Below are 23,076 nucleotides of genomic sequence, written 5' to 3' on the forward strand. Positions count from 1 at the left end.
GGCCTACCGGTCGGCGGCCACGGCCACCTCCCGCGCCCACCGGTAGTCCGCCTTGCCGCTCGGCGACCGCTGGATGGCCTCGGCGATCACCAGCTGACGGGGGACCTTGTACCCGGCCAGCCGGTTACGGCAGTGGGTCTGGATGTCCGTGAGGGAGGGCGGCTCGGCGCCCTCGCGCAGCTGCACCACGGCCGCCACATGGTTGCCCCACGTGGTGTCCGGCACCCCGGCGACGAGCGCGTCGTACACGTCCGGATGCGACTTGAGCGCCTGTTCGACCTCCTCCGGATACACCTTCTCGCCCCCGGTGTTGATGCACTGCGAGCCCCGGCCGAGCACGGTGACGACACCGTCCGCGTCGACCGTCGCCATGTCGCCGAGGAGCACCCACCTCCGGCCGTCCTTCTCGAAGAACGTCTCGGCGGTCTTCACCGGGTCGTTGTAGTAGCCGAGCGGCACGTGCCCGCTCTGCGCGACCCGGCCGATCTCGCCGACCGCCACCGGCTCGTGGCCGGCCGGATCGACCACCTGGGTGCGGGAGTTGACACGGACCCGGAAGCCGCTGCCGGCCCCGGAGTCCTCGGTCGCGGTGCCGTTGAAGCCGGACTCGGAGGACCCGAAGTTGTTCAGCAGCATGGCGTTCGGGACGAGTTCGCTGAACTGCCGGCGCACGGTCTCGGAGAGGATCGCGCCGGAGGAGGAGACGCTGAACATGGCGGAGCAGTCGGTGCCCTTCATCGGTCCGTTGAGGGCGTCGATCAGCGGGCGCAGCATCGCGTCGCCGACCAGCGACATGCTGGTGACCTTCTCCTTCTCGACGGTCCGCAGCACCTCCTCGGGCACGAACTTGCGGTGGATCACGACCCGCTGCCCGAAGTTGAAGCCGATGAAGGTGGTGAGCGTGGACGTGCCGTGCATCAGCGGGGGAGTGGGGAAGAAGGTGATGCCCGCCCCGCCCGCCGCGACTCGTTCGGCCAGCTCCTCCGGTCGCTTCACCGGCTCACCGGTCGGCGCTCCGCCGCCCAGCCCGGCGAAGAACAGGTCCTCCTGACGCCACATCACACCCTTGGGCATCCCGGTCGTGCCGCCGGTGTAGATGATGAACTGGTCGTCCGCCGAGCGCGCGGGGAACCCCCGCCCGGGCGACCCGGCGGCCTCGGCCTCCGCGAACGCGAGGGCCTCGAGCCCCGCGTCCACCGGCTCACCCACCCGCATCAGGTGCCGCAGCCTCGGCGTCCGGGGCAGCGCCGCCGCCACCCGGTCGTCGAACTCCGCGTCGAAGACCAGCGCGACGAGATCCGCGTCCCGGTAGAGGTACACCAACTCCTCTTCGACGTACCGGTAGTTGACATTGACCGGTACGACCCGCGCCTTCAGGCAGCCGAGCACCGTCTGCAGGTACTCGACCCCGTTGTAGAGGTGCAGGCCGAGATGCTCGCCGGGGCGGATGCCGCTGTCGATCAGATGGTGGCCGATGCGGTTGGCGGCGGCGTCCAACTCGGCGTAGGTCAGCCGGCGTTCCGCGCCCGTTCCGGGGTGGTCGAGGTACACGAGCGCCTCGCGGTCCGCAGCCACGTCGACGACCGACTCGAACAGATCGGCAAGGTTGTACTCCACCGCTCCTCCTGACCCCGGCGACCGTGACGAAGAAAGGCGCACCTGTCCGTTCGCGGTCATCAGAGCAAAGGGCGCGGCAAGTGTGAAGGGTTCGCGCGAAGAAATCTGACTGTCTGTCAGAAAACCCTTGAAGTGCCTCCCCGGCTACTGCAACCTGTTCTCGTTCTGGTGGAGGGGAGACGATCCTCTCGGAGGGGAGACGGTCCATGGGTGGGACGGAACACCTCACCGTGCGGCGCGAGGGCGCCACACTCGTGCTCACGCTCAACCGGCCCGAGGCGAGGAACGCGCTCTCGATCTCCATGCTCGTCGGCCTGTACGACGGCTGGATCGAGGCCGACGAGGACGACGGCGTCCGCTCGATCGTGCTCACCGGGGCCGGGGGCGCCTTCTGTGCCGGGATGGATCTCAAGGCGCTGGCCGGACAGGGCATGGCCGGGGAGCATCTGCGCGACCGGCTGAAGGCCGACCCCGACCTGCACTGGAAGGCGATGCTCCGCCATCATCGCCCGCGCAAACCGGTGATCGCCGCCGTCGAGGGCCACTGCGTCGCGGGCGGCACCGAGATCCTCCAGGGCACCGACATCCGGGTCGCGGGCGAGTCCGCGACGTTCGGTCTCTTCGAGGTCCGGCGGGGACTCTTTCCGATCGGTGGGTCCACGGTGCGGCTGCAGCGGCAGATTCCGCGCACGCACGCCCTGGAGATGCTGCTCACCGGGCGGCCGTACACCGCCAGGGAGGCGGCCGGCATCGGGCTCGTCGGCCATGTCGTGCCGGACGGCTCGGCACTGGAGAAGGCGCTGGAGATCGCCGAACAGATCAACGCGTGCGGGCCGCTGGCGGTCGAGGCGGTCAAGGCGTCGGTGTACGAGACCGCGGAGCTGACCGAGACCGACGGGCTGGCTGCGGAGCTGAAGCGCGGGTGGCCGATCTTCGACACGGCCGATGCGAAGGAGGGCGCTCGCGCCTTCGCGGAGAAGCGACCGGCCGTCTACAAGCGCGAGTGATGCCTGGGGTGCGTCGGACGCTGCGGGCCGTATGTGGCTGGTCGCGCAGTTCCCCGCGCCCCTAAAAGACGGGGCGTCACCCGCACCGACCTTAAGGAGGCAAGCCCCCGATGCCCGAAGTCCTCAAAGCCCCCCTCGTCGTCGAGTTCCCCTTCACCCGGTCCCTCGGCCCGGTCCAGAGCGCCTTCCTCACCGGCCTGCGGGAACGCGTCGTCCTCGGTGTGAAAACCGGCGACGGCCGCGTCCTCGTGCCGCCCGTCGAGTACGACCCTGTCACCGCCGAGGAGATCCGCGACCTGGTCGAAGTCGCCCCCACCGGTACCGTCACCACCTGGGCCTGGAACCACGAACCCCGCCGCGGCCAGCCCCTCGGCACCCCCTTCGCCTGGGTCCTGGTCCGGCTCGACGGTGCCGACACCGCCCTGCTGCACGCCCTCGACGCCGCCGGCCCCGACGCCGTCCACACCGGCATGCGGGTCCGGGTCCGCTGGGCCGAGGAACGGTCGGGTGCCATCACCGACATCGCCTGCTTCGAGCCGTACGAGGGCGAGGCAGCCGAACTCTCCGGGCACCGCGGTGAGTTCGAGGACGCCATCCACGGCATCGTCGCGCCCGCCCGGCTCGACTACACCTACTCGCCCGGCCGCGCCCAGTCCGCCTACATCGACGCGCTGTCGTCCCGGCGGACCTTCGGCGAGCGCTGTCCCTCCTGCCGGAAGGTGTACGTCCCGCCGAGGGGTGCGTGCCCCACATGTGGGGTGGCCACATCGGAACAGGTCGAGGTAGGTCCCGGCGGCACGGTCACCACCTTCTGCATCGTCAACATCAAGGCGAAGAACCTCGACATCGAGGTGCCGTACGTCTATGCCCACATCGCCCTCGACGGCGCCGGCCTCGCCCTGCACGGCCGGATCGGCGGGATCCCCTACGACCAGGTACGGATGGGACTCAGGGTCGAGCCGGTGTGGACCGAGGGGGCCCGCTTCCCCGACCACTACCGGCCCAACGGCGAACCCGACGCGGACTACGAGACGTACAAGGAGCTGCTGTGATGCGTGACATAGCACTGGTCGCCTTCGCACAGACCGACCACCGCCGCACCAGCGAGGAGCTCTCCGAGGTCGAGATGCTCATGCCGGTGCTGCACGACGTGCTCGGACAGACCGGCCTGAAGACCGCCGACATCGACTTCACCTGCTCCGGCTCCAGTGACTACCTGGCCGGCCGCGCCTTCTCCTTCACCCTCGCCCTCGACGGCGTCGGCGCCTGGCCGCCGATCTCCGAGTCGCACGTCGAGATGGACGGCGCCTGGGCCCTGTACGAGGCCTGGACCAAGCTGCTCACCGGGGACGCGGACACCGCGCTCGTCTACTCGTACGGCAAGTCCTCACCCGGCTCCGTGCGGGACGTGCTGACCCGGCAGCTCGACCCCTACTACGTGGCCCCCCTCTGGCCGGACTCCGTCGCCCTCGCCGCCCTCCAGGCCCAGGCCCTCATCGACGCGGGCGCGACCGACGAGCCCGCGCTGGCTGCCGTCGGCGCCCGTGGCAGGGCGGATGCGGACGCCAACTCCCATGCTCAGCTGCGGGGTTCGGTACCTCAGGGGGAGTACGTCGTACGGCCCCTGCGTACCGGTGACTGTCCGCCCATCGGAGACGGCGCCGCGGCCGTGATCCTCGCGGCGGGGGAGCGGGCCCGGGAGCTGTGTGCCCGGCCCGCCTGGATCCGGGGCATCGACCACCGCATCGAGGCGCACGGCCTGGGCGTCCGTGACCTGACCGACTCGCCGTCCGCGCGGCTCGCCGCCGAGCGGGCCGGTGCCTTCGAACGGCCCGTGGACACCGCCGAGTTGCACGCGCCGTTCAGCTCCCAGGAGGTCGTGCTGCGCAAGGCGCTGCGGCTCGGCGACGACGTACGCGTGAACCCGTCCGGCGGGGCACTCGCCGCCAACCCGATCATGGCCGCCGGACTGATCCGCATCGGTGAGGCCGCCGCCCGCATCCACCGCGGCGAGTCCGACCGCGCCCTCGCCCACGCCACCTCCGGGCCCTGTCTGCAGCAGAACCTGGTCGCCGTACTCGAAGGGGATCCGCGATGAGCAAGGAGCCGGTGGCCGTCGTAGGGATCGGCCAGACCAAGCACGTGGCGGCCCGGCGGGACGTGTCGATCGCCGGGCTGGTCCGGGAGGCCGCGATACGCGCCCTCGACGACGCCGAGTTGGGCTGGGGCGACATCGACGCCGTCGTCATCGGCAAGGCGCCCGACTTCTTCGAGGGCGTGATGATGCCCGAGCTGTACCTGGCGGACGCGCTGGGGGCGGTGGGCAAACCCATGTTGCGGGTCCACACGGCGGGCTCGGTGGGCGGCTCGACCGCGCTCGTCGCGGCCAACCTCGTCGCGGCCCGTGTCCACTCCACCGTGCTGACCCTCGCCTTCGAAAAGCAGTCCGAGTCCAACGCCATGTGGGGGCTGTCCCTGCCGATCCCCTTCCAGCAGCCGCTGCTGGCGGGCGCGGGCGGATTCTTCGCGCCCCATGTGCGGGCGTACATGCGGCGCAGCGGCGCCCCGGACACCGTCGGCTCGCTGGTCGCCTACAAGGACCGGCGCAACGCGCTCAAGAACCCCTACGCCCACCTCCACGAGCACGACATCACCCTGGAGAAGGTCCAGGCGTCCCCCATGTTGTGGGACCCCATCCGCTACTCGGAGACCTGCCCCTCCTCCGACGGTGCCTGCGCCATGGTCCTCACCGACCGCGCCGGAGCCGCCCGTTCCGCCAAGCCGCCGGCCTGGATGCTCGGCGGGGCCATGCGCAGCGAGCCCACCCTGTTCGCCGGCAAGGACGCGGTGTCGCCGCAGGCCGGGAAGGACTGCGCCGCCGACGTCTACCGGCAGGCGGGGATCGCCGACCCGCGCCGGGACATCGACGCCGTCGAGATGTACGTGCCGTTCTCCTGGTACGAGCCCATGTGGCTGGAGAACCTCGGTTTCGCCGAGGAGGGAGAGGGCTGGAAACTCACCGAATCGGGGGTGACCGAACTCGACGGTGACCTTCCCGTCAACATGTCGGGCGGCGTCCTCTCCACCAATCCGATCGGCGCCTCGGGGATGATCCGGTTCGCCGAAGCCGCCCTCCAGGTGCGCGGCCAGGCCGGAGAACACCAGGTGGACGGCGCCCGGAAGGTGCTCGGGCACGCCTACGGCGGCGGTTCCCAGTTCTTCTCCATGTGGCTCGTCGGCGCCGCGGCCCCCGACAGCTGAAAGGACCCGTTCACGTGGCCTGTTGAGTGCCGGAACCGAAAGCTAGGCTGGCCGCGGACGACGAATTCGGGAGGAGCACGGACGTGGCCGAGAGCACCATCCAGCAGCAGCCGGTACTGGGCTGGGACAAGCCGGAGCTGGACCTCAGCGGGGCCGATTGGCAGTCCAGCAGCCGGGGCCTGGGGGATGTCCAGATCGCCTTTGTCGAGGGATTCATCGCGATGCGCAACAGCGGCAGCCCGCAGAGCCCTTCCCTGATCTTCACCCCCGCCGAATGGGGCGCCTTCGTGTCGGGGGCCCGGGAGGGCGAGTTCGACCTCACCTGAGCGCCTCCCCCCGGTTCTGCTGCCGCGGCAGAGAGGTGAACCGGGGGGTGTTCCGCAAGGATTTCCGGACACGTGACCAGCAGCGCCCTTCCGGGGCCGCCGCCTGAGACAGGCTGGCCCCGGACGGGGAAGGTCGTATTCCGGAGGTGAGGAACGATGAGCACTGCGCCGGTCATCGCCGCGGCGGACGGTTCGGACGACAGCCTGCGCGCCCTGGACTGGGCCGTGGAGGCGGCCCGGCAACGGGGCGCACCGCTGCGGGTGGTGCACGTCCGCCAGTACGCCGCCTGGGGGCAGCCCGACGTGCTGGTCGCCGGGGAACCGGACGCGGCCGGCGACCCCGTGCTCGACGAGGTCCGCGACCGGTTGCGCGCCGGCGCCCCGGGACTCAGCGTCGAGTACGTCGCCCTGGAGGGCGCCCCGAGCGCACTGCTGCCCGAACTGGGGTCCGACGCCCAGCTGTTGGTGCTCGGCTCGCGCGGCCGTGGCGGCTTCGCCAGCCTGCTGCTCGGCTCCAACGGCATGGCCGCCGCCCGTGACGCCGAGTGCCCGGTGGTCGTCGTACCCCGGCCGGGGCGCGAGGTGCACGAGGAACTGCCCGCCGAGCCCGGGCCCCGCGTCGTCGTCGGCCTGGACGTGGACAGCCCCGACGACGCCACCCTCGCCTTCGCCTTCGCCGAGGCCGCCTGGCGCGGCGCCCGGCTCCAGGTGATCGCCGCCTACCCGTGGCCGCTGCAGAGCTGGGTCGCGGCCGGGGAGATCGTCCCGCCGGCCGTCGACCAGGACGAGGTCGAACAGGAGACCCGCACCCTCGCCGAGGGCTTCCTCGCCCCGCACCTCAAGGACCGCCCCGGCCTGCGCGCCGACGTCCTCGCGCTGCCCGGCGACGCGGCCGGCCTGCTGGTGTCCGCCTCGAAGGACGCCGCCCTGGTCGTCGTCGGCCGCCACCGCCGGCGGCTGCTCGCCCCGGCCCGGATGATCGGCTCGGTGTCCCAGGCCGTTCTGCTGCACGCGGCCGCCCCGATCGCGGTGGTCCCGCCTTTGCCGCCGCAGGAGTGATGTCAAGTCCCTTCGCTCAGTTACCGTCAGTAGGGAGCGGATCACCGTCGTCGGGCGTACGCTGAGCTGCCTGCAAGCCACGGTGCGCGCCCGCTCCCCGCGCTCGCGTACCACCGTGGCGGGGGGTGGTCATGGGACAGCGGGTCCTGCGCAACCGACGGACGCTCTACGAGCGCGACAGCGAGCTCGCCGCCGTCGACGAGGCGTTGGCCGAACTCACCGGCCTGGGCGCGGCCGGCGGGGCACCGGGTGACCGGCCGCTCGGCGCGCTCCTCGCCTTCGCCGGCCGGGCCGGAATAGGCAAGACCACCCTGCTCGCCGAGGTCCGCCGACGCGCCGCCGCCCAGGGCTGCACGGTGCTTTCCGCGCGTGGCGGCGACCAGGAACAGCGCGTCGCCTTCCACGTCGCCCGTCAGCTCCTGCAACCCCGGCTCGCCGGCGCACCGGAGGCCGAACTCCGCGCCTCGCTGGGCAGTTGGTACGACATCGTCGGCCCCGCCCTCGGCCTGTGCGCCCCGACCGAGGGCGCCCCGCCCGACCAGCAGGGCCTGCGCGACGGCCTCGACTGGGTGCTCACCCATCTCGCCGTGCGCCAGGCCCCGATGGTCCTCGTCCTCGACGACGCGCACTGGGCCGACCCCGAATCCCTGGGCTGGCTCGCCGCGTTCGCGCCGCGCGCCGAGCAACTCCCTCTGCTCGTCGTCGTCGCCTACCGGCCCGACGAACTCCCAGAGCACGCCGACGCGTTCCGCGGCCTGCCCGGACGGGCCGGCGGCCGCCCGCACGGCCTCGAACCGCTCAGTGCCGACGCCGTGGCCGACCTGGTCCGCGAGAGCCTCGGCGACCACGCCGACGACGCCTTCTGCCACGAGTGCTGGGCCGTCACCGCGGGCAACCCCTTCGAGGCCGTCGAACTGACCGCCAAGGTCTCCGACCGGGGCCTCGACCCCACCGAAGCCGGCGCACCCCTGCTGCGCGACCTCGCCGCCGCCGTCAAGGGCAGCGGGCTGATCGCCCGGCTGGAGCGCCTCGGCCCCTCCACCGTCCGGTTCGCCTGGGCCTGCGCCGTCCTCGGCACCGAGATCCATCCCGCGCTCGCCGCCGCCGTCGCCGGCCTCGGCCACGAGGAGGCCGCCGACGCCGCCGACGCCCTGCGCGGCGTCCGGGTCCTCACCGGCGCCGAGACCCTGGAGTTCGTCCACCCGCTGATCGCCACCGCCGTCTACCGGGCCATCCCGCCCGGTGTCCGCGTCGCCCTGCACGGACAGGCCGCCTGGTGCGTGACCGACGACGGCCAGGGCGCCACCGCCGCCGCCCGCCACCTCCTGGAGACCCACCCCGAAGGCGACACCTGGGTCGTCCGGCAACTGCGCGCCGCCGCCGGCGAGACCCTCCGGGCCGGCGCCCCGGACACGGCCCGCGCCTATCTCGCCCGCGCCCTGCGCGAACCCCCGCCCGCCAAGGAGCGCGCCGCCGTCCTCCACGAACTGGGCAGCGCCTCCCTGCTCACCGAACCCGCCACCACCGTCAACCACCTGCGCGCGGCCCTCCAGGAGCCCATCGCCGAGCCCGCCCTGCGCCACCACATCGTCTACCGCCTCTCCCAGGTCCTCGCCCACAGCGACCGCCTCGCCGAAGCCTCCGAGACCCTCGCCCGCGAGATCCCCGTGACCGGCGACGCCCGTGTCCGGCTCCGCATGCTCTCCGAACAGTTCATGTGGGACGCCTTCCGCGCCGACGAACCCGACCACCCCTCGCGCTCCCGCCGCCTGACCCGGCTCGCCGACCGGCTCCAGGGCCGCGACCTCACCGAGCGGTACGTCATCGGGCTGCGCACCTGGGACGCGATCCAGCGCGGCGAACCCGCCGACGTCGCCCTCCACCACGCCGAGCGCGCCCTGGCCGGCGGCCTCGGCTGGGCTGAGGCCGACCGCGGGTTCGAGGTCCCCGTCCTCGTCGCCCTCGCCTTCATGTACGCCGACCGGCCCGACCGCACGGAGGAGCTCTTCGCCGCCGGCATCGCCGACTTCGAACGCCAGGGCTGGCGCGGCGCCCACCTCTCCTTCGCCTACACCCTCCTGGGCTACGTCCGCTACCGGCGAGGCAGGCTCGCCGAGGCGGAGGACCTGGTCCGCTCCGGCCTGCGCCTCGCCGAACGCGTCGGCCCCGGCACCCCGGCCCACTGGTACGCCCTCGGCATCCTCATCCAGACCCTCATCGCCCGCGGCCGCGCCGAGGAGGCCGCCCGTCTCGCCGAGGACCACGCCTTCCGGGAGCCCTTCCCGGCGGCCGTGGTCTTCCCCGACGCCCAGACCGTCTACGGCGAACTGCTCCTCGCCCGCGGCCTCACCAAGGACGCGGCGGCCGAGCTCTCCGCGGCCGGCCGGCGCCTCGAACCCCGCGGCATCCGCAACCCCTCGTGGTGCCCCTGGCAGCTCCATCTGGCCCGCGCCGAAGCCCACGACGCCCCGGAACGCGCCCGTACCACGGCCCTGGACGCGGTCACCCGGGCCCGCCGCTTCGGCGCCCCGTCCGCGATCGGCCAGGCCCTGCGCACGGCGGCGGAGGTCTCGACGGGTGAGTCCCGACTGGCATACCTGCGCGAGTCGGTGGCCCACCTGGACCAATCCCCGGCGGCCTACGAGCTGGCATGCGCACTGGTGGCCCTGGGCACGGAGTGCCGCGACGCCGACCACCTGCGCAGGGGGCTCGCAACCGCCCTGCAGTGCGGGGCGGACGGCTTGGCGGACACGGCACGGGCCGAGTTGGCGGCGACGGAAAGGGCGCCTTTGTAGCGGGCGTCGACACCGACCACCCGGGACAACGGCGGCTTCGCAGCGGGCGTCGACAACGACATACCCAGGGGCGCGGGGAACTGCGCGAGAAGCCACGACGGTGCCGCACCCGCCGAACGACCGCCACTCACCACGGCGAACACCGCCCGGCACGGCACCGCCGAACACCACCGCCGTGGCTGAGCACCGTCGCGGCGGATCAAGGGTGCCGGGAGACCGGCAGTACCGGGAGAGCGAGGGAGTGCGGGGAGAGCCGGAGTGCTGGCCGACCAGGAGTGCCGCCGCATCCAGAGTCCTGGCCGACCAGGCGTGCCGGTAGAGGAGGAACGCCGGTAGAGGAGGAGGGGCGGCAGAGCGGGGCCGGCCGCAGAGCCCAGGCGCGTCGGCACCGCAGGGGTGGCCGGCAGAGCCCAGGCGCGCCGGCACAGCAGGAGTGGCCGTGCAGGAGGCGCGGCTGCGTGAAGGGAGCGGTGACACAGAAGGTACCGGCCCCCTGCAAAAGCGTCGGTCCCGCACCAAGGTCGGCCGACCCGCAGCCGGAACTGGTCCGCGTCCCACAACCCGGGCCCCGTACCATGGACCGCATGTCGTTCCTCCGTCGCCGCAGCGCCACTCCCGCCGGCCCCGACTTCGACGTTCTGGCCATGGACCCGGGCGACTGGCCCGGCAACCTCGGTGCCGGGCTGCTGCCCGCCCCCGACGGCACCTGCCAGGGCGTCTTCCTGCGCTACGACCTCTTCGGCGGCCGCGGCCCCGCGATGATCATCGGCAACCTCCCCGAGGGCTCCCCGGCCCGCGAGGTGGAGGAGGACGAGATCCCCTTCGAGGTCGGCCAGCTCCTCCTCGCACTGGAGAACGACGAGGACGTCACCGTCGTCGGCACCGAGGACATGCCGGTCCTGCAGGGTGACAACCTGCTGATCGTGCGCCGTCTCAAGCTCTCCGAGAGCCGGATCTCCTGTGTCCAGTTCGACCGCAGCGACGGCGTCCTCGTGACGATCGCCGCCTGGGACCGCCCGATCACCGACGACCTGTACGCCCTGCTGAAGCCGCTCCCGGCGGAGCTTTTCCAGCAGGGCTGAGGCAGACCGCCTTCCGTCGGCTACTTCCCGTGGCCGTGGTGCCGTCCGGTCTTCGCGGCCGGCACCACGTCCACGTCGGCCGCGTGGACGAACTCGACCCGGTGGCCGTACTGGATCTCGTAGTACAGGTCCTTGCCCACCACGACCTTGTGCGAGTCGGTGCTGAAGGTGACGGCGTAGTAGTACTCGCCCGGCACCTCGTCACCGGCCACGTACTCCTGGCCCGCAGGGATCGTGTACGGCAGCGGGGAGATCGACTGGGCAGGTACCCCCGAGGGGTACGCGGACGCTTCCGGATAGGCGCGGCCGTACACCGGGATGCTGGTCCGGCCCGCCTTCGGCGTGATCACCAGCCCGGTCGTGCCGACCGCCGTCGGCGCGCCCGGCGGGTTCTTGAACCACGCCTTCTGCCCGAGGTACCAGATCGCCGTCCAGTCGCCCCAGGTGTCCGCCACCGCGTACTGCTGGCCGGTGGCGGCCCGTGAGGAGAGGTCGTTGACGCCGGTCGTCGGTGTGGTGCCGAGGCCGATGTCCTTGATCAGGGCCGAGCTCTCGTCGTGGTCGGAGTACAGCCGTACCGCACTGGAACCGTGCGCGGCGCAGGGCTGGCCCTTGGTGACGCAGCCGGTGTACGTCGGCTGGTTCGTGGCGTAGTCCGGCAGGATCGTCACCACACCACCCGTCACCACCCGGTGCTTCTTGCCCGCCTTCTGCTTGAAGGGGTGGTCGAGGAGCTCGAAGTAGTGCCGCCAGTCCCAGTAGGGACCCGGGTCGGTGTGCATCCCGGGGATCGTGGACGTGGTCGGGCCCGGCACGGTGTCATGGCCGAGGATGTGCTGCCGGTCCAGCGGGATGCCGTACTGCTCGGAGAGGTACTTCACCAGCCGGGCCGAGGAGCGGTACATCGCCTCCGTGTACCAGGCGTCCGGCGAGGCGAGGAAGCCCTCGTGCTCGATGCCGATCGACTTGGCGTTGATGTACCAGTTGCCCGCGTGCCAGGCCACGTCCTTCGCCTTGACGTGCTGGGCGATCAGACCGTCGGTGGAGCGGATGGTGTAGTTCCAGGACACATAGGTCGGGTCCTGGACCAGGTTGATGGTGGTGTCCCAGGAGCCCTCGGTGTCATGGACGACGATGTACTTGATGCTCTGCGAGGCCGGCCGGTCGGCGAGGTCGTGGTTCCCGTAGTCGTTGTCCCCGAACTGTGCGTAGGGCGCCGGGATCCACTCGCACGACACCGTTGTCGGGCACTCCGTCTCGCCGTCCGCCGCCTCCGTGCGCAGCCCGGTCAGCTTCAGCTGCGCGGTGTCGGGCGTCAGGCCCGGCTGGGCGGCGAGGACGACGAACTGTCCCGCGTCGGTGGTGCGCTCCTCGCCCGTGTGGAGGACGTCGAACACGTCGTTGGCGTACGCCGCCGCGGTCGCCGTGTCGTCGGCGCCGGAGAAGCGGGCGATCGCGCCGTACCAGTCCGCCGGATCGGCGCTGAGCGGCTGGTGGAGGTCCTTCTGGGCGGCGGCGAGCAGGCCGGCGCCGCCTGCCACGTTGGCCGCCGCGTCGGTGCGCAGTTCGGCGGCCGGGATCCCGGTCAGCGCGGCGGCCTTCGCCAGGGTCTTGAGACGGGCCGGGAGCGCGGAGTTCTGCGGGACCTGCACGCTGGGGTGCAGGGCGGGGCGGGCGCTGTCGCCGCGGGCGTCCTCGGTGCCGTCGGCGAAGTGCTCGGTGGCCGTCGTCAGCGCGGTGTGCGCGTCGGTGAGGTGCATCGGGCCGTAGCCGCCGGTCACGCTGGGTGCGCCGGCGTGCGTGTCCCAGCGGGACTGGAGATAGGAGACGGCGAGCAGCACGTTCTGCGGCACGTGGTACTCGGCGGCGGCGGACGCGAATGCCCGCTGGAGCAGTCCGGCGGACGACTCGCCGGTGTTCGGTGGGGGTGCCGCGCCCAGCAACGGCAGCAGCAGGGCCGCGGCGGCGACGGCTCCGGCCGTCCTGCGCCTGCGTCTGCCGCTGTTCGGGGGTGTGGGCTCGGTGACTGATCCTCGCAATGCTGCCTCCTGGGGCGATGGGGCGCGACGGGGCGTGCGGGGCTGAGCGTGGCTCAGTGGTACCGGCTTGCCGACGATCCGTCAATCATGCCCAGAGAGGCAGGAATTCCCATGTCATACGATGATCGTGGGAGTTTCGCGGTGGTGGCCCGCAGGCCTGCGGGGCGTCAGTGGCGTACGCCAGTGGGCGTCCCCGATCCGTCCGGAGACACCCCCGGACATGCGAGGATCCGCGGTGCGCAGTTGCCCTGAGCGCACCGCGGATCCTCGTCCCCGTCAGCGAGTGCCGACCGCCGCGCGTACGGCCCGGCGGGCCAGCTGGCAGTCGTCGTGCAGCCGCCGGAGCAGCAGCCGCTGTTCCTCGCCGGTCGGCGCGGCGCCCGGGTGGGCCGTACCCGGTGCCGCCGGGGTCGCGTCGTGCATCGAACGCTGCACGGCGGTCTCGTAGGTCCGGATCTCCCTGGTGAGGACCAGCATCAGGTTCACCAGGAAGGCGTCCCTGGAGGCGGGCCCCGCCGACTGGGCGATCTGGCTGATCTGACGGCGCGCCACCGGGGCGTCGCCGAGGACCGACCAGAGCGTGGCCAGGTCGTACCCCGGCAGATACCAGCCCGCGTGCTCCCAGTCCACCAGCACTGGACCGGCCGGGGACAACAGGATGTTCGAGAGCAGGGCGTCGCCGTGACAGAACTGGCCCATCCCCTGGCGGCCCGCCGCGACCGCGATGCCGTGCAGCAGCTTCTGCAGGTCACCCATGTCCCGGTCGGTGAGCAGCCCCAGCTCGTGGTACCGGGCGATCCGGGCCGGGTAGTCCACCGGGGCGTCGAAGGTGCCCGCCGGGGGCCGCCACGCGTTCAGCCGGCAGATCGCGCCCAGCGCGGCCCGGATGTCCGCCCGGGGCGGAGCCTCCGCCGGGTGGCGCTGGACCGCCGCCACCCGGCCGGGCATCCGCTCGATCACCAGCGTGCAGTTGTCCGGGTCCGCCGCGATCAGCCTCGGCACCCGGATCGGCGGCCGGTGCCGGACGAACGAGCGGTATGCGGCTATTTCGTGGCGACTCCGCTCCGCCCAGGCGGGGGAGTGGTCCAGTAGACACTTCGCCACGGCGGTGCTGCGCCCCGTCGTCCCGACGAGGATCACGGACCGCCCGGAGCGGCGCAGCACCTGCACGGGAGCGAACTCCGGGCAGATCCGGTGCACCGACGCGATCGCGGTGCGCAGTTGCGCGCCCTGGGGGCCGGACAGGTCGAGTCTCCCGCTGAGGGGCTGGGTGCCGAGACCCGGGGCGCGCCGTTGCCGGCCCACGACCGGTACTGCGGCCCCTGGACGCGCGGGGTCGAGATACGGTCCGCCGCCCGCCGGGCGGGGGCGCAGCGACCGGGGCGGAGCGGACACGGAGGACGATGCTGCGTACATGGGCGATACAGATCCCTTCGTGTACCTGCGGTGCCTGCCTGAGAAGTCCTGTGAGGGGTTCTCGCGCCCAACCCGTCCCGGCCGCCCGGGCACACCCTGGGGAGTGTGCCCGTCGAGTGGCGACCGGGTCGGGGTGGCGCGTTCCTACCTGACACCCGATCGCCAGTGGCACACCATCTGGCGCACCCTGGCGCACCCTGGCGAATAGTCGCCCGGCAACCGGCACGGGGCTACTGTCAACTCAGCCGAGAACCTGGGGGCTTGACGTGACCGGAGAACCCAACACCCGCCTCTCGGACCTGTTCGGCCTGGCCGGCTGGTCCAAGGGCGAACTCGCGAGGCTGGTCAACCGGCAGGCGGCGGCCATGGGCCACCCCCAGCTGGCGACCGACACCTCCCGGGTGCGGCGGTGGATCGACACGGGAGAGATCCCGCGCGATCCCGTGCCGCGGGTGCTGGCGGCTCTGTTCACCGAGCGTCTCGGCCGTGTCGTGACCATCGAGGACCTCGGTCTGGTACGGCACGGGCGTACGGGAAAACGGCCGGACGACGGGAACGTGGAACATCCCGACGGCATGCCGTGGGCGCCCGAACGAACCGCCGCGGTCCTCACCGAATTCACGGGAATGGACCTCATGCTCAACCGACGCGGCTTGGTGGGTGCGGGTGCCGCGCTCACCGCGGGATCCGTACTCAGCAGCGCCATGTACGAGTGGCTGCACACCGACCCCACACTCAAGGCCGACGCCCCCGTCCTCGACGATCCTCTGCACGCCGACCCCGCTGGGTTCGACCGCTACGAGGCCGCCCCCATCGGGTCCGAGGAGATCGAGGAACTGGAGCGCTCCGTCGAGGTGTTCCGCGCCTGGGACGCGGCCCGCGGCGGCGGGCTCCAGCGCAAGGCCGTCGTGGGACAGCTCAACGAGGTGGGCGGCATGCTCGCCTACCGCCACCCCGAGCATCTCCAGCGGCGCCTGTGGGGCGTCGCCGCCAACCTCGCCGTCCTCGCGGGCTGGATGTCGCACGACGTCGGCCTGGAGCCCACGGCCCAGAAGTACTTCGTCATCGCCGCCCACGCGGCCCGTGAGGGCGGCGACCGGCCGCGTGCCGGGGAGGCGCTCTCCAGAGCGGCTCGCCAGATGGTGCACCTCGGCCGGCCCGACGACGCGCTCGACCTGATGAAGCTCGCCAAGTCCGGCTCGGGCGACGAGGTGCTGCCGCGCACCCGGGCGATGCTCTACACCATCGAGGCCTGGGCACAGGCGTCGATGGGCAAGGGCCAGGCGATGCGCCGCACCCTCGGCCAGGCGGAGGACCTCTTCGTCTCCGACCGGGGCGACGTGCCGCCGCCGAGCTGGATGCAGATGTTCAGGGAAGAGGACCTGTACGGCATGCAGGCCCTCGCCTACCGCACGCTGGCCGAGCACGACCCGGCCGCGGCCGTGCACGCCCAGCACTACGCGGAGAAGGCCCTGGCCCTGCGGATCGACGGCCGGCAGCGGTCGAAGATCTTCGACTTCCTCTCCATGGCCTCCGCCTGCTTCATCGCGGACGACCCCGAGCAGGCGGACCGGTACGCCCGGCTGGCCCTGATGTCGATGGGATCCAACTCCTCCCACCGCACCTGGGACCGGCTGCGCCAGATGTACCGGCTCACCGCCGAATACTCCAGCTATCCGAAGATCCAGGAACTGCGGGAGGAGATCAAGCTGGTCCTGCCCAGGGCCAGGAGCAAGGGGAACAGCAACAACGCACAGGCGTAGGGAGCCCGTGCGCTCGACAGGAGCCGGCTGATCTCTTCCTGCACGAGCCGGCTGGTCTCCTACTCACTCACCCTGGCGACGAGCACGCAGGCCTCGTCCTCGCGCTCGCTCTCGCCGAACTCCTCGACGACGGCCCTGACACAGTCCTGGGCGGTGCGCGCCGCCCCGAACCGGGGGGCCAGGCCGAGGAGTGCGCCCAGAGAGTCCGTTCCGCTGTGCCCGGGCACCACTCCGTCGGTGTGCAGCAGGAGCAGATCGCCCGGTTCCAGGGTCACTTCGGCCTGCCCGTAACCGGCTCCCGAGGTGACACCCAGCAGCACGCCGTCCGGCGCGCTGAGCGCACACCCCGTCCCGCCGCGGAACAGCAGCGGGGCGGGGTGTCCTGCCTGTGCCCAGGTCAGGGTGCGGGTGGCGGGCCGGTAGCGGCAGCAGACGGCGCTGCCCAGCGCGGGTTGCACGGTGGCGTCGAGTAACTGGTTGAGCAGGGACATGAGCTGCCCCGGCTGGGTGCCGGCCATCGCCATGCCGCGTACGGCGCCCAGCAGCATCGTCATGCCCGAGGCGACGGCGACGCCGTGCCCGGTGAGGTCGCCGACGCTCAGCAGGGTGTCGCCGTCGGACAGCTCCAGCGCGTCGTACCAGTCGCCGCCCAGCAGGGTACTGGCCCCGGACGGCAGGTGGCGGGCGGCGACTTCGAGCGTGCCCGGCCCCCGGCGCGGGAGCCGCAGCGCATCGCGTCCCGACGGCAGCACGGCCTCCTGGAGTTCGACGGCGAGCCGCTGTTCGGTCTCGGCCTGCCGACGGTGCCGCTGCATCGTGTCCCGGGTCTCGCGCACCGTCCGCTGGCTGCGCCGCAGTTCGCTGACGTCCCGCAGCACGACCCACATCGAGGCGGTGCTGCCGCTGCCGTCGAGCACGGGCTCACCCATCATGTGCACGGTCCGGACGTTTCCGTCGGGTCGCAGGACGCGGAACTCGCCGTCGATGGGCCGGGCGTCGACCAGGCAGTCGGTGACCATCGCGGTCAGCCGGGGCCGGTCCTCGTCCAGCACCAGAGAGGGCAGTTCGTCGAGGGTGAGTGCGGGCGTGGCCGGGTCGAGGCCGAGGATCCGGTAGAGCTCGCCGGACCAACTGGCCTCGTCCGTCAGGAGGTTCCACTCCGCGCTGCCGACCCGGCTGAGCAGCGAGCCCGGGGCGGGCGAGGAGCGGCGGGCGGGCGCCGCCTCCACCCCGGCCGGCAGGGGTGCCGGGCCGTCCCGCAGCTGGGCCAAGTGCTCGTCCAGGTCGTTGAGCTGATGGAGCGCCAGGTCGTACAGGGCGCGCTGCCAGCGCTCCTCGGGGTGCGAACCGGTGCTCTGGGTGTCCCGCCGTACCGCGTCCACGTCACCCTTGAGCCGCCGCGTCTGCGATATCAACGCCTCGACCGAGCCGCGCCCGGGCGGCTGGGCGGCGGGGCGGTCCGCGGAGACATGGGACGGCATGACGCACTCCGATGCGGGGACTGTACGGCCAGGGCGGACGGTGGGACCGGTTACGACTGTTGCACAGCCTGCGACGCCCTGTAAGGGATTTGGCAACACACGATACGGTGGTGCTTCTGGCATATGCCAGAGTCTTCACGGGCTGGTCGACCCCCATGAAAGGCGTACGCGAGCGGCTGCCGCAAGTCGTAGTCGGACTACGTGACTTGGCGGACTTCGCGGGGTCTCCGTGTCGCGCTCGGTCGGTTGTTCGTCGCCTCTGTGTTCGCAGTGTCGCGGTCTCGGCCAACCGCGGCAACTCTGTCCGGATTTCGTGTCATGCGAAGGGCCTTCCCGGAGTCCTACAGGCATGGACATCACCTTCGAGCAACCCGCCCGCGCCCGGCTGATCACCGCCGAGGACGAGGAGGTCCCGGTGCCCGCCACGCTCCGGTACACCTCCGGTGATCCACTGGCCGTGTTCGTCGACTTCCCGGCCGAGGTCACCCTCGGCGGTGAGGAGGTCACCTGGACTTTTGCCCGCTCGCTCCTCGACCAGGGGCTCACCGCCCCGGCCGGGCGCGGGGACGTCCACATCTGGCCCTGCGGCCCGGGCCGGACGGCCGTGGAGTTCCACTCGCCGCACGGCCTCGCCCTGCTCCAGTTCGACACCCAGGCGCTGTTCCGGTTCCTGCAGCGCACCCACGAGGTGGTGGCCCCGGGGCGGGAGGACGTCGAAGCGGTCGTGGAGCGGGGCCTGAGCACGCTCTTCGGAGGCGTGTGAGGCGCCAGAGGCGCTACCGACCCGTACTTTGACTTTTGTTCACTCCCGCCTCACCGATCCGGTCCGTACCCTGCCGACCGCCTCGTGCACCCTTGCGCGCGGTGTGCCGCCCGGGCGCACCGGTGACGAGGACGGGGCGAATGACACCGATCAGCCGAAGAGGCTTCGTGGGGCTGGGCGCTTCCGTGGCGGCGGGCATGGCGGTGGGCGCCGCCGGCCCACGGACCGCGGCCGCGGCCCAGAGCACGGCGACCGGCACGATCTCGGACGTCAAGCACGTGGTGATCCTCATGCAGGAGAACCGCAGCTTCGACCACTACTTCGGACGCCTCAAGGGCGTCCGCGGCTTCGCGGACCGCAGCGGCATCACCCTGAGCGGCGGCTATCCGGTCTTCAACCAGCCGAACGGCTCCGGCCGTCAGTACCCGTGGAAGCTCAGCGCCACCCCGGACGCGGGCGGCAAGGACGGCGAGACGCTCGCCCAGTGCAACGGCGACCTCCCGCACTCCTGGTCCTCCCAGCACTCCGCGTGGAACAAGGGCCGCCTCGACAACTGGGTCGCGGGCGTCGGCAACGTCCGCTCCCTCGGCTACCTGGACCGCGCCGACATCCCCTTCCACTACGCGCTCGCCGACAACTACACGATCTGCGACGCCTACTTCTGCTCCACCCTCAGCGCCACCGGCCCCAACCGCACCTTCCTGTGGAGCGGCAAGGTCGACTCCGCCAGCTACGACGGCGGCGACGAGTCCGGCCTGACCTGGCAGAACTACGCAGAGGCCCTGCAGAACGCCGGAGTGACCTGGAAGGTCTACCAGAACGCCCAGGACAACTACGGGGACAACGGCTGCGCCTACTTCAAGAACTTCGCGGGCGCCAAGGCGGGCAACCCCCTCTACGACCGGGGCATGTCCTCCGTCCCGGCGGTGACCGGCTCCACCCCCGACGACATCGCCGCCGCGATCAAGGCCGACGTCGTGGCCGGCGCCCTCCCGCAGGTCTCCTGGGTGGTCGCCAACCAGGCCTTCTCCGAGCACCCCTACGCCCCGCCCGGCGACGGCGCCCACTTCGTCAACCTGGTCTACCAGGCCCTCGCCGCCGACGCGGACGTCTTCGACTCGACCGTCCTGTTCCTCAACTACGACGAGAACGACGGCTACTTCGACCACGTCCCGCCCCCGGCCCCGCCCGCCGGCACGGCCGGCGAGTTCCTGAACGGCGTGCCGTACGGCTTCGGCTTCCGGGTCCCGATGATCGTCATCTCGCCCTGGACCCGCGGCGGCTGGGTCTCCTCGGAGGTCTTCGAGCACACCTCGGTACTGCGCTTCCTGGAGACCTGGACCGCCGCCCTCGGCAAGCCCGCGAACTGCCCCAACATCAGCACCTGGCGACGCAGTGTGAGCGGCGACCTGACCGGCGTCTTCGACTTCGCCAACCCGGTCCACGGCGCCGTCGACCTGCCCGCGACCAGTGTCATCGGCTACTCCACCTGCGGCCCGCTGCCCAACCCGGTGCCCACCACCAACGCCCTGCCCGCCCAGGAGTCCGGCACCCGCCCGGCCCGCGCGCTGCCCTACCAGCCGAACGGCTACCTGGACCACCTGGAGTTCGGGACCGGCGGCACGATCCGCGCCTGGTTCACCATGGCCAACCAGGGCACCCCGGCGACCCGGGCGGCCCACTTCTCCATCCACCCGAACGCCTACCGGGACACCACGCCCTGGCAGTACACGGTCGCCGCCGGGGGCACCGCCTCCGACTACTTCAACATCGGCACCGGAAACGGCGCCGGCAAGTACGACCTGACCATGACCGGCCCCAACCGCTTCCTGCGCCGCTTCCAGGGCGACGCCGCCCAGGCCGGCAAGTCCGCCGAGGTGAGCACCCGTTACGCCGTGGAGCCCGGCACCGGCAAGCTCGCCATCTGGTTCAAGATGGCCAACTCGGGCTCGTCGTCGGTGAAGTTCACCATCACCTCGAACAACTACCGCACCGACGGCCCCTGGACGTACACGGTCGCCGCCGGATCCTCCACCGAGGACTACTTCAACGCCGTCGCGTACCAGGGCGGCTGGTACGACTTCACGATCACGGTGGACTCCGACGCGACCTGGTCGCGCCGGTTCACCGGCCATCTGGAGACGGGCGCCGCGAGCGTCAGCGGCTGAGGTCCGCGTACAGGTCCGGGCGCGGGGCGAGTCCGACTGCCGTACGGCCGCCGCTCTCCAGCGCCCGGACCCCGGCCTCGGCGACCACGGAGGAGGCGTAGCCGTCCCAGGCGCTCGGTCCGGTGACCCGGCCCTGCCGGGTGGCGTCCACCCAGGCCTGCACCTCGCGGTCGTAGGCGTCGCCGAACCGCACCAGGTAGTCCTGGGCCACCTCCTCGCGGGCGCCGCCGGCCGAGGTGACCAGCATGGTGTGGTCCTCGCCGATCCGGGCGCTGCCCTTCTCGCAGACGGCCTCGCAGCGCACCTGGTAGCCGAAGCCGCAGTTGACGAAGACCTCGACGTCGACGACGGCGCCCCCGTCGGTCTCGAAGAGGACCAGCTGCGGGTCGAGCAGCCCCTCGGGGGCGTCCGAGGAGGGCCGCGGCCGCAGCACGGTCACCGCGGTCAGCTCCTGCCCGAGCAGCCAGCGGGCCGCGTCGATCTCGTGCGACACCGAGCTGTTTATCAGCATGGCGCTGGTGAAGCCGGGCGGCGAGGACACGTTGCGGTGGGTGCAGTGCAGCATCAGCGGCCGGCCCAGACCGCCGCCGTCGAGCAGCGACTTCAGGCGCCGGTACTCGGCGTCGTAGCGGCGCATGAACCCGATCTGCGCCAGCCTGCGCCCGAGCCCCGCTTCGGCCTCCACCACCCGCAGCGCGCCGGTGGAGTCCGGCACCATGGGCTTCTCGCACAGCACCGGGAGCCCGCGCTCGAAGGCGGCGAGCAGGGGCTCCTCGTGCGCCGGGCCGGGGGAGGCGATCAGCACGGCCGCCACACCCGGCGCGTCCAGGGCGGCCAGCGGATCCGCGTGGACGGTGACGCCGTCCAGCCCGGCCACCGCATCCTTGGCGCGGTCGAGGTCGGGGTCGGCGACCGCCGCCACCCGGGCACCGCTCACCACCTGGTCGAGCCGGCGTATGTGGTCGGCCCCCATGTGTCCGGCACCCAGTACCGCGACGCCCAGCAACTCAGCCACGCCCACACACTCCCTCTCGGCCGACGATCACGTTCCAGAGCCTACGTCGGCCGATTGAGGGGCCCGTCAGTAGCGCAGCACGCCGGCGATGCCGTTCTCGTCGCCCAGGGTGCCGTCCGGGACGAAGCGGACGTCGGCGCCGGTCTCCAGGCACTGCTCGACGATCTCGTCCACGATGTCGTCGCGGGCGTCGAGGTCACCGCTCGCGGCCGGGATCAGGTGGTCGCCGTCGTCGCGGACCGTGGTGCGGTAGTTCTCCTCGACGGCGAGCAGCCGCACGCGGCCCTCGCGGGCGTTCTGCCAGACCTCGTCGACACCGGCCGCGAACGTCTTGTGACCGCGCGCCGATTCGAGTTCGCGGGTCACCGAAGCGGTGCTCCTGCGGGACTCCGCCTGCAGAAGCGGAGTGATCGCCTGCCACACGGCCTCCGGGCCGGCGTGCGCCAGTCCGCCGTGCTGCACGGAGATGCTGTGCCTGGCCACGTTGCCGAGCTCGTCCCACAGGGAGAGGGCGGCCTGTTCGCCGGTGACGTAGAGCGGCCGCGGCTCGGTGCGCAGCAGCGCGGCCATCGCGGTGTCCGCGTCCCGCAGGAAGTGCTTGGTGCCCTCGTCGCGGAAGGTGCTGGGAGTGTCGCCTATCTGCTCCTGGCGCTCGGCGTCGAAGTTCACCGCGGGGCGGGTCAGCGGGAAGCCGCCGGTCCGGCTCTCGGTGACCCGGTCGATTCCGCCGTTCCAGAGCGTTATGCGGTCGGCCGAGACCGAGAGCACCCAGAACGGCCGCTCGGCGGCGTGCGCCGAGACCAGGTTGCGGGTCAGGAAGGTGTCCGAGAGCACCACGCGCTCGGGCACGCTGCGGGCCAGCGACCACACCTGGTGCTCACCCGGCGCGGCGAAGATCACCAGACCGTCCTCGGTGTATGTCAGGTCGACCTCGGCGAGAGCCTGTTCGAGCTGCCTGACGACGTCGGAGCGGCGGTCCCGGGTGATCGCGGGATCGGACTCCAGCTGCTTCTTCGCCTCGGCCACGACATTGCGCAGCCGGACGGAATCCTGGGCGTTGTCGGGCTCACGACGGTGTGTCGGCGTCAGCACGGAGACAGCGGGATAGGGGCGCGGGCGGCGCAGCTCGGCAAGGGTCGAAGGACTGAGTGCGTGCTCCATACCAGCACCATAGGACCGATTCGCCATTGCGGCATTTGGGGTAATTCCTCGGAGCCGCCGGGTTCGGGGCGCGCCGTGACCGGGTTGAGGCCCGCGGGCCGGTGACGGGGGGCGGGACGGCCG

At 72.0% G+C, this 23,076-nt stretch carries 17 protein-coding genes; 11 read left to right on the forward strand and 6 right to left on the reverse strand.

From position 1 onward, the window contains the following. Nucleotides 1-3: 3 nt before the first annotated feature. Nucleotides 4-1,617, reverse strand: a complete 1,614-nt coding sequence (locus tag KVT45_RS28290) for an acyl-CoA synthetase (protein WP_217551929.1) — start codon at nt 1,615-1,617, stop codon at nt 4-6. 206 nt (nt 1,618-1,823) lie between these two features. Here KVT45_RS28290 and KVT45_RS28295 point away from each other — a divergent pair, with 206 nt between their 5' ends. The 8 genes from KVT45_RS28295 to KVT45_RS28330 all read left to right on the forward strand — a co-directional run bounded on the left by KVT45_RS28295 (nt 1,824) and on the right by KVT45_RS28330 (nt 11,147). After that, complete coding sequence (locus KVT45_RS28295; RefSeq protein WP_217551930.1) at nt 1,824-2,624, forward strand: crotonase/enoyl-CoA hydratase family protein; 801 nt, start codon at nt 1,824-1,826, stop codon at nt 2,622-2,624. A 110-nt stretch (nt 2,625-2,734) separates the two neighbouring features. Then, nucleotides 2,735-3,676 (forward strand): Zn-ribbon domain-containing OB-fold protein, encoded by a 942-nt coding sequence (locus tag KVT45_RS28300; protein ID WP_217551931.1) that lies wholly within the window; start codon nt 2,735-2,737, stop codon nt 3,674-3,676. Further along, a complete protein-coding gene (locus tag KVT45_RS28305; RefSeq protein WP_217551932.1) occupies nt 3,676-4,722 on the forward strand; it encodes a thiolase domain-containing protein in 1,047 nt (348 codons plus the stop codon). Before KVT45_RS28300 ends, KVT45_RS28305 begins: the two co-directional genes overlap by 1 nt. Next, nucleotides 4,719-5,885 carry a thiolase domain-containing protein gene (locus KVT45_RS28310; RefSeq protein ID WP_217551933.1) on the forward strand — a complete coding sequence of 389 codons (1,167 nt, stop codon included), beginning with the start codon at nt 4,719-4,721 and terminating at the stop codon, nt 5,883-5,885. The genes KVT45_RS28305 and KVT45_RS28310 overlap by 4 nt, the downstream gene beginning before the upstream one ends. An 83-nt stretch (nt 5,886-5,968) precedes the next feature. Beyond that, nucleotides 5,969-6,211 (forward strand): DUF397 domain-containing protein, encoded by a 243-nt coding sequence (locus KVT45_RS28315; RefSeq protein ID WP_089102920.1) that lies wholly within the window; start codon nt 5,969-5,971, stop codon nt 6,209-6,211. A 156-nt stretch (nt 6,212-6,367) separates the two neighbouring features. Next, a complete protein-coding gene (locus tag KVT45_RS28320; protein ID WP_217551934.1) occupies nt 6,368-7,270 on the forward strand; it encodes a universal stress protein in 903 nt (300 codons plus the stop codon). A gap of 131 nt (nt 7,271-7,401) precedes the next feature. After that, complete coding sequence (locus KVT45_RS28325; RefSeq protein ID WP_217551935.1) at nt 7,402-10,065, forward strand: AAA family ATPase; 2,664 nt, start codon at nt 7,402-7,404, stop codon at nt 10,063-10,065. A gap of 584 nt (nt 10,066-10,649) precedes the next feature. Next, nucleotides 10,650-11,147, forward strand: a complete 498-nt coding sequence (locus KVT45_RS28330) for a hypothetical protein (RefSeq protein ID WP_217551936.1) — start codon at nt 10,650-10,652, stop codon at nt 11,145-11,147. Between the two features lie 20 nt (nt 11,148-11,167). On the opposite strand, the gene KVT45_RS28335 is transcribed toward KVT45_RS28330, so the two are convergent. Beyond that, entirely contained in the window at nt 11,168-13,186 is a 2,019-nt protein-coding gene (locus tag KVT45_RS28335) for an N-acetylmuramoyl-L-alanine amidase (RefSeq protein WP_217551937.1), read from the reverse strand. 276 nt (nt 13,187-13,462) lie between these two features. Beyond that, nucleotides 13,463-14,602, reverse strand: coding sequence for an aminoglycoside phosphotransferase family protein (locus KVT45_RS28340; RefSeq protein WP_217551938.1), 1,140 nt, complete (start codon nt 14,600-14,602; stop codon nt 13,463-13,465). 266 nt (nt 14,603-14,868) lie between these two features. Between KVT45_RS28340 and KVT45_RS28345 the strand changes: the two genes are divergently transcribed. Next, nucleotides 14,869-16,365, forward strand: a complete 1,497-nt coding sequence (locus KVT45_RS28345; RefSeq protein ID WP_217551939.1) for a hypothetical protein — start codon at nt 14,869-14,871, stop codon at nt 16,363-16,365. Between the two features lie 59 nt (nt 16,366-16,424). On the opposite strand, the gene KVT45_RS28350 is transcribed toward KVT45_RS28345, so the two are convergent. Further along, nucleotides 16,425-17,846, reverse strand: coding sequence for a PP2C family protein-serine/threonine phosphatase (locus KVT45_RS28350; RefSeq protein WP_217551940.1), 1,422 nt, complete (start codon nt 17,844-17,846; stop codon nt 16,425-16,427). Between the two features lie 349 nt (nt 17,847-18,195). Between KVT45_RS28350 and KVT45_RS28355 the strand changes: the two genes are divergently transcribed. Then, nucleotides 18,196-18,609 (forward strand): SsgA family sporulation/cell division regulator, encoded by a 414-nt coding sequence (locus KVT45_RS28355; protein WP_089102768.1) that lies wholly within the window; start codon nt 18,196-18,198, stop codon nt 18,607-18,609. A 140-nt stretch (nt 18,610-18,749) separates the two neighbouring features. Next, entirely contained in the window at nt 18,750-20,777 is a 2,028-nt protein-coding gene (locus tag KVT45_RS28360) for a phosphocholine-specific phospholipase C (protein ID WP_217551941.1), read from the forward strand. On the opposite strand, the gene KVT45_RS28365 is transcribed toward KVT45_RS28360, so the two are convergent. Then, complete coding sequence (locus tag KVT45_RS28365) at nt 20,767-21,792, reverse strand: Gfo/Idh/MocA family protein (RefSeq protein WP_217551942.1); 1,026 nt, start codon at nt 21,790-21,792, stop codon at nt 20,767-20,769. The genes KVT45_RS28360 and KVT45_RS28365 overlap by 11 nt on opposite strands. Nucleotides 21,793-21,858: 66 nt before the next feature. Next, the gene (locus KVT45_RS28370; RefSeq protein ID WP_217551943.1) at nt 21,859-22,953 is read right to left on the reverse strand and encodes a chemotaxis protein; all 1,095 of its coding nucleotides are present in this window, start codon (nt 22,951-22,953) and stop codon (nt 21,859-21,861) included. Between the last annotated feature and the right edge of the window lie 123 nt (nt 22,954-23,076).

It is taken from the genome of Streptomyces sp. GbtcB6 (genome assembly GCF_019091475.1).
GTDB lineage: Bacteria > Actinomycetota > Actinomycetes > Streptomycetales > Streptomycetaceae > Streptomyces > Streptomyces hyaluromycini.

Bases quoted from the DNA above. Each gene is read 5' to 3' on its own strand.
- KVT45_RS28295 (WP_217551930.1), top strand. From the start codon at position 1,824: ATGGGTGGGACGGAACACCTCACCGTGCGGCGCGAGGGCGCCACACTC.
- KVT45_RS28300 (WP_217551931.1), top strand. From the start codon at position 2,735: ATGCCCGAAGTCCTCAAAGCCCCCCTCGTCGTCGAGTTCCCCTTCACC.
- KVT45_RS28305 (WP_217551932.1), top strand. From the start codon at position 3,676: ATGCGTGACATAGCACTGGTCGCCTTCGCACAGACCGACCACCGCCGC.
- KVT45_RS28310 (WP_217551933.1), top strand. From the start codon at position 4,719: ATGAGCAAGGAGCCGGTGGCCGTCGTAGGGATCGGCCAGACCAAGCAC.
- KVT45_RS28320 (WP_217551934.1), top strand. From the start codon at position 6,368: ATGAGCACTGCGCCGGTCATCGCCGCGGCGGACGGTTCGGACGACAGC.
- KVT45_RS28325 (WP_217551935.1), top strand. From the start codon at position 7,402: ATGGGACAGCGGGTCCTGCGCAACCGACGGACGCTCTACGAGCGCGAC.
- KVT45_RS28330 (WP_217551936.1), top strand. From the start codon at position 10,650: ATGTCGTTCCTCCGTCGCCGCAGCGCCACTCCCGCCGGCCCCGACTTC.
- KVT45_RS28340 (WP_217551938.1), bottom strand. From the start codon at position 14,602: ATGTACGCAGCATCGTCCTCCGTGTCCGCTCCGCCCCGGTCGCTGCGC.
- KVT45_RS28350 (WP_217551940.1), bottom strand. From the start codon at position 17,846: ATGCCGTCCCATGTCTCCGCGGACCGCCCCGCCGCCCAGCCGCCCGGG.
- KVT45_RS28355 (WP_089102768.1), top strand. From the start codon at position 18,196: ATGGACATCACCTTCGAGCAACCCGCCCGCGCCCGGCTGATCACCGCC.
- KVT45_RS28360 (WP_217551941.1), top strand. From the start codon at position 18,750: ATGACACCGATCAGCCGAAGAGGCTTCGTGGGGCTGGGCGCTTCCGTG.
- KVT45_RS28370 (WP_217551943.1), bottom strand. From the start codon at position 22,953: ATGGAGCACGCACTCAGTCCTTCGACCCTTGCCGAGCTGCGCCGCCCG.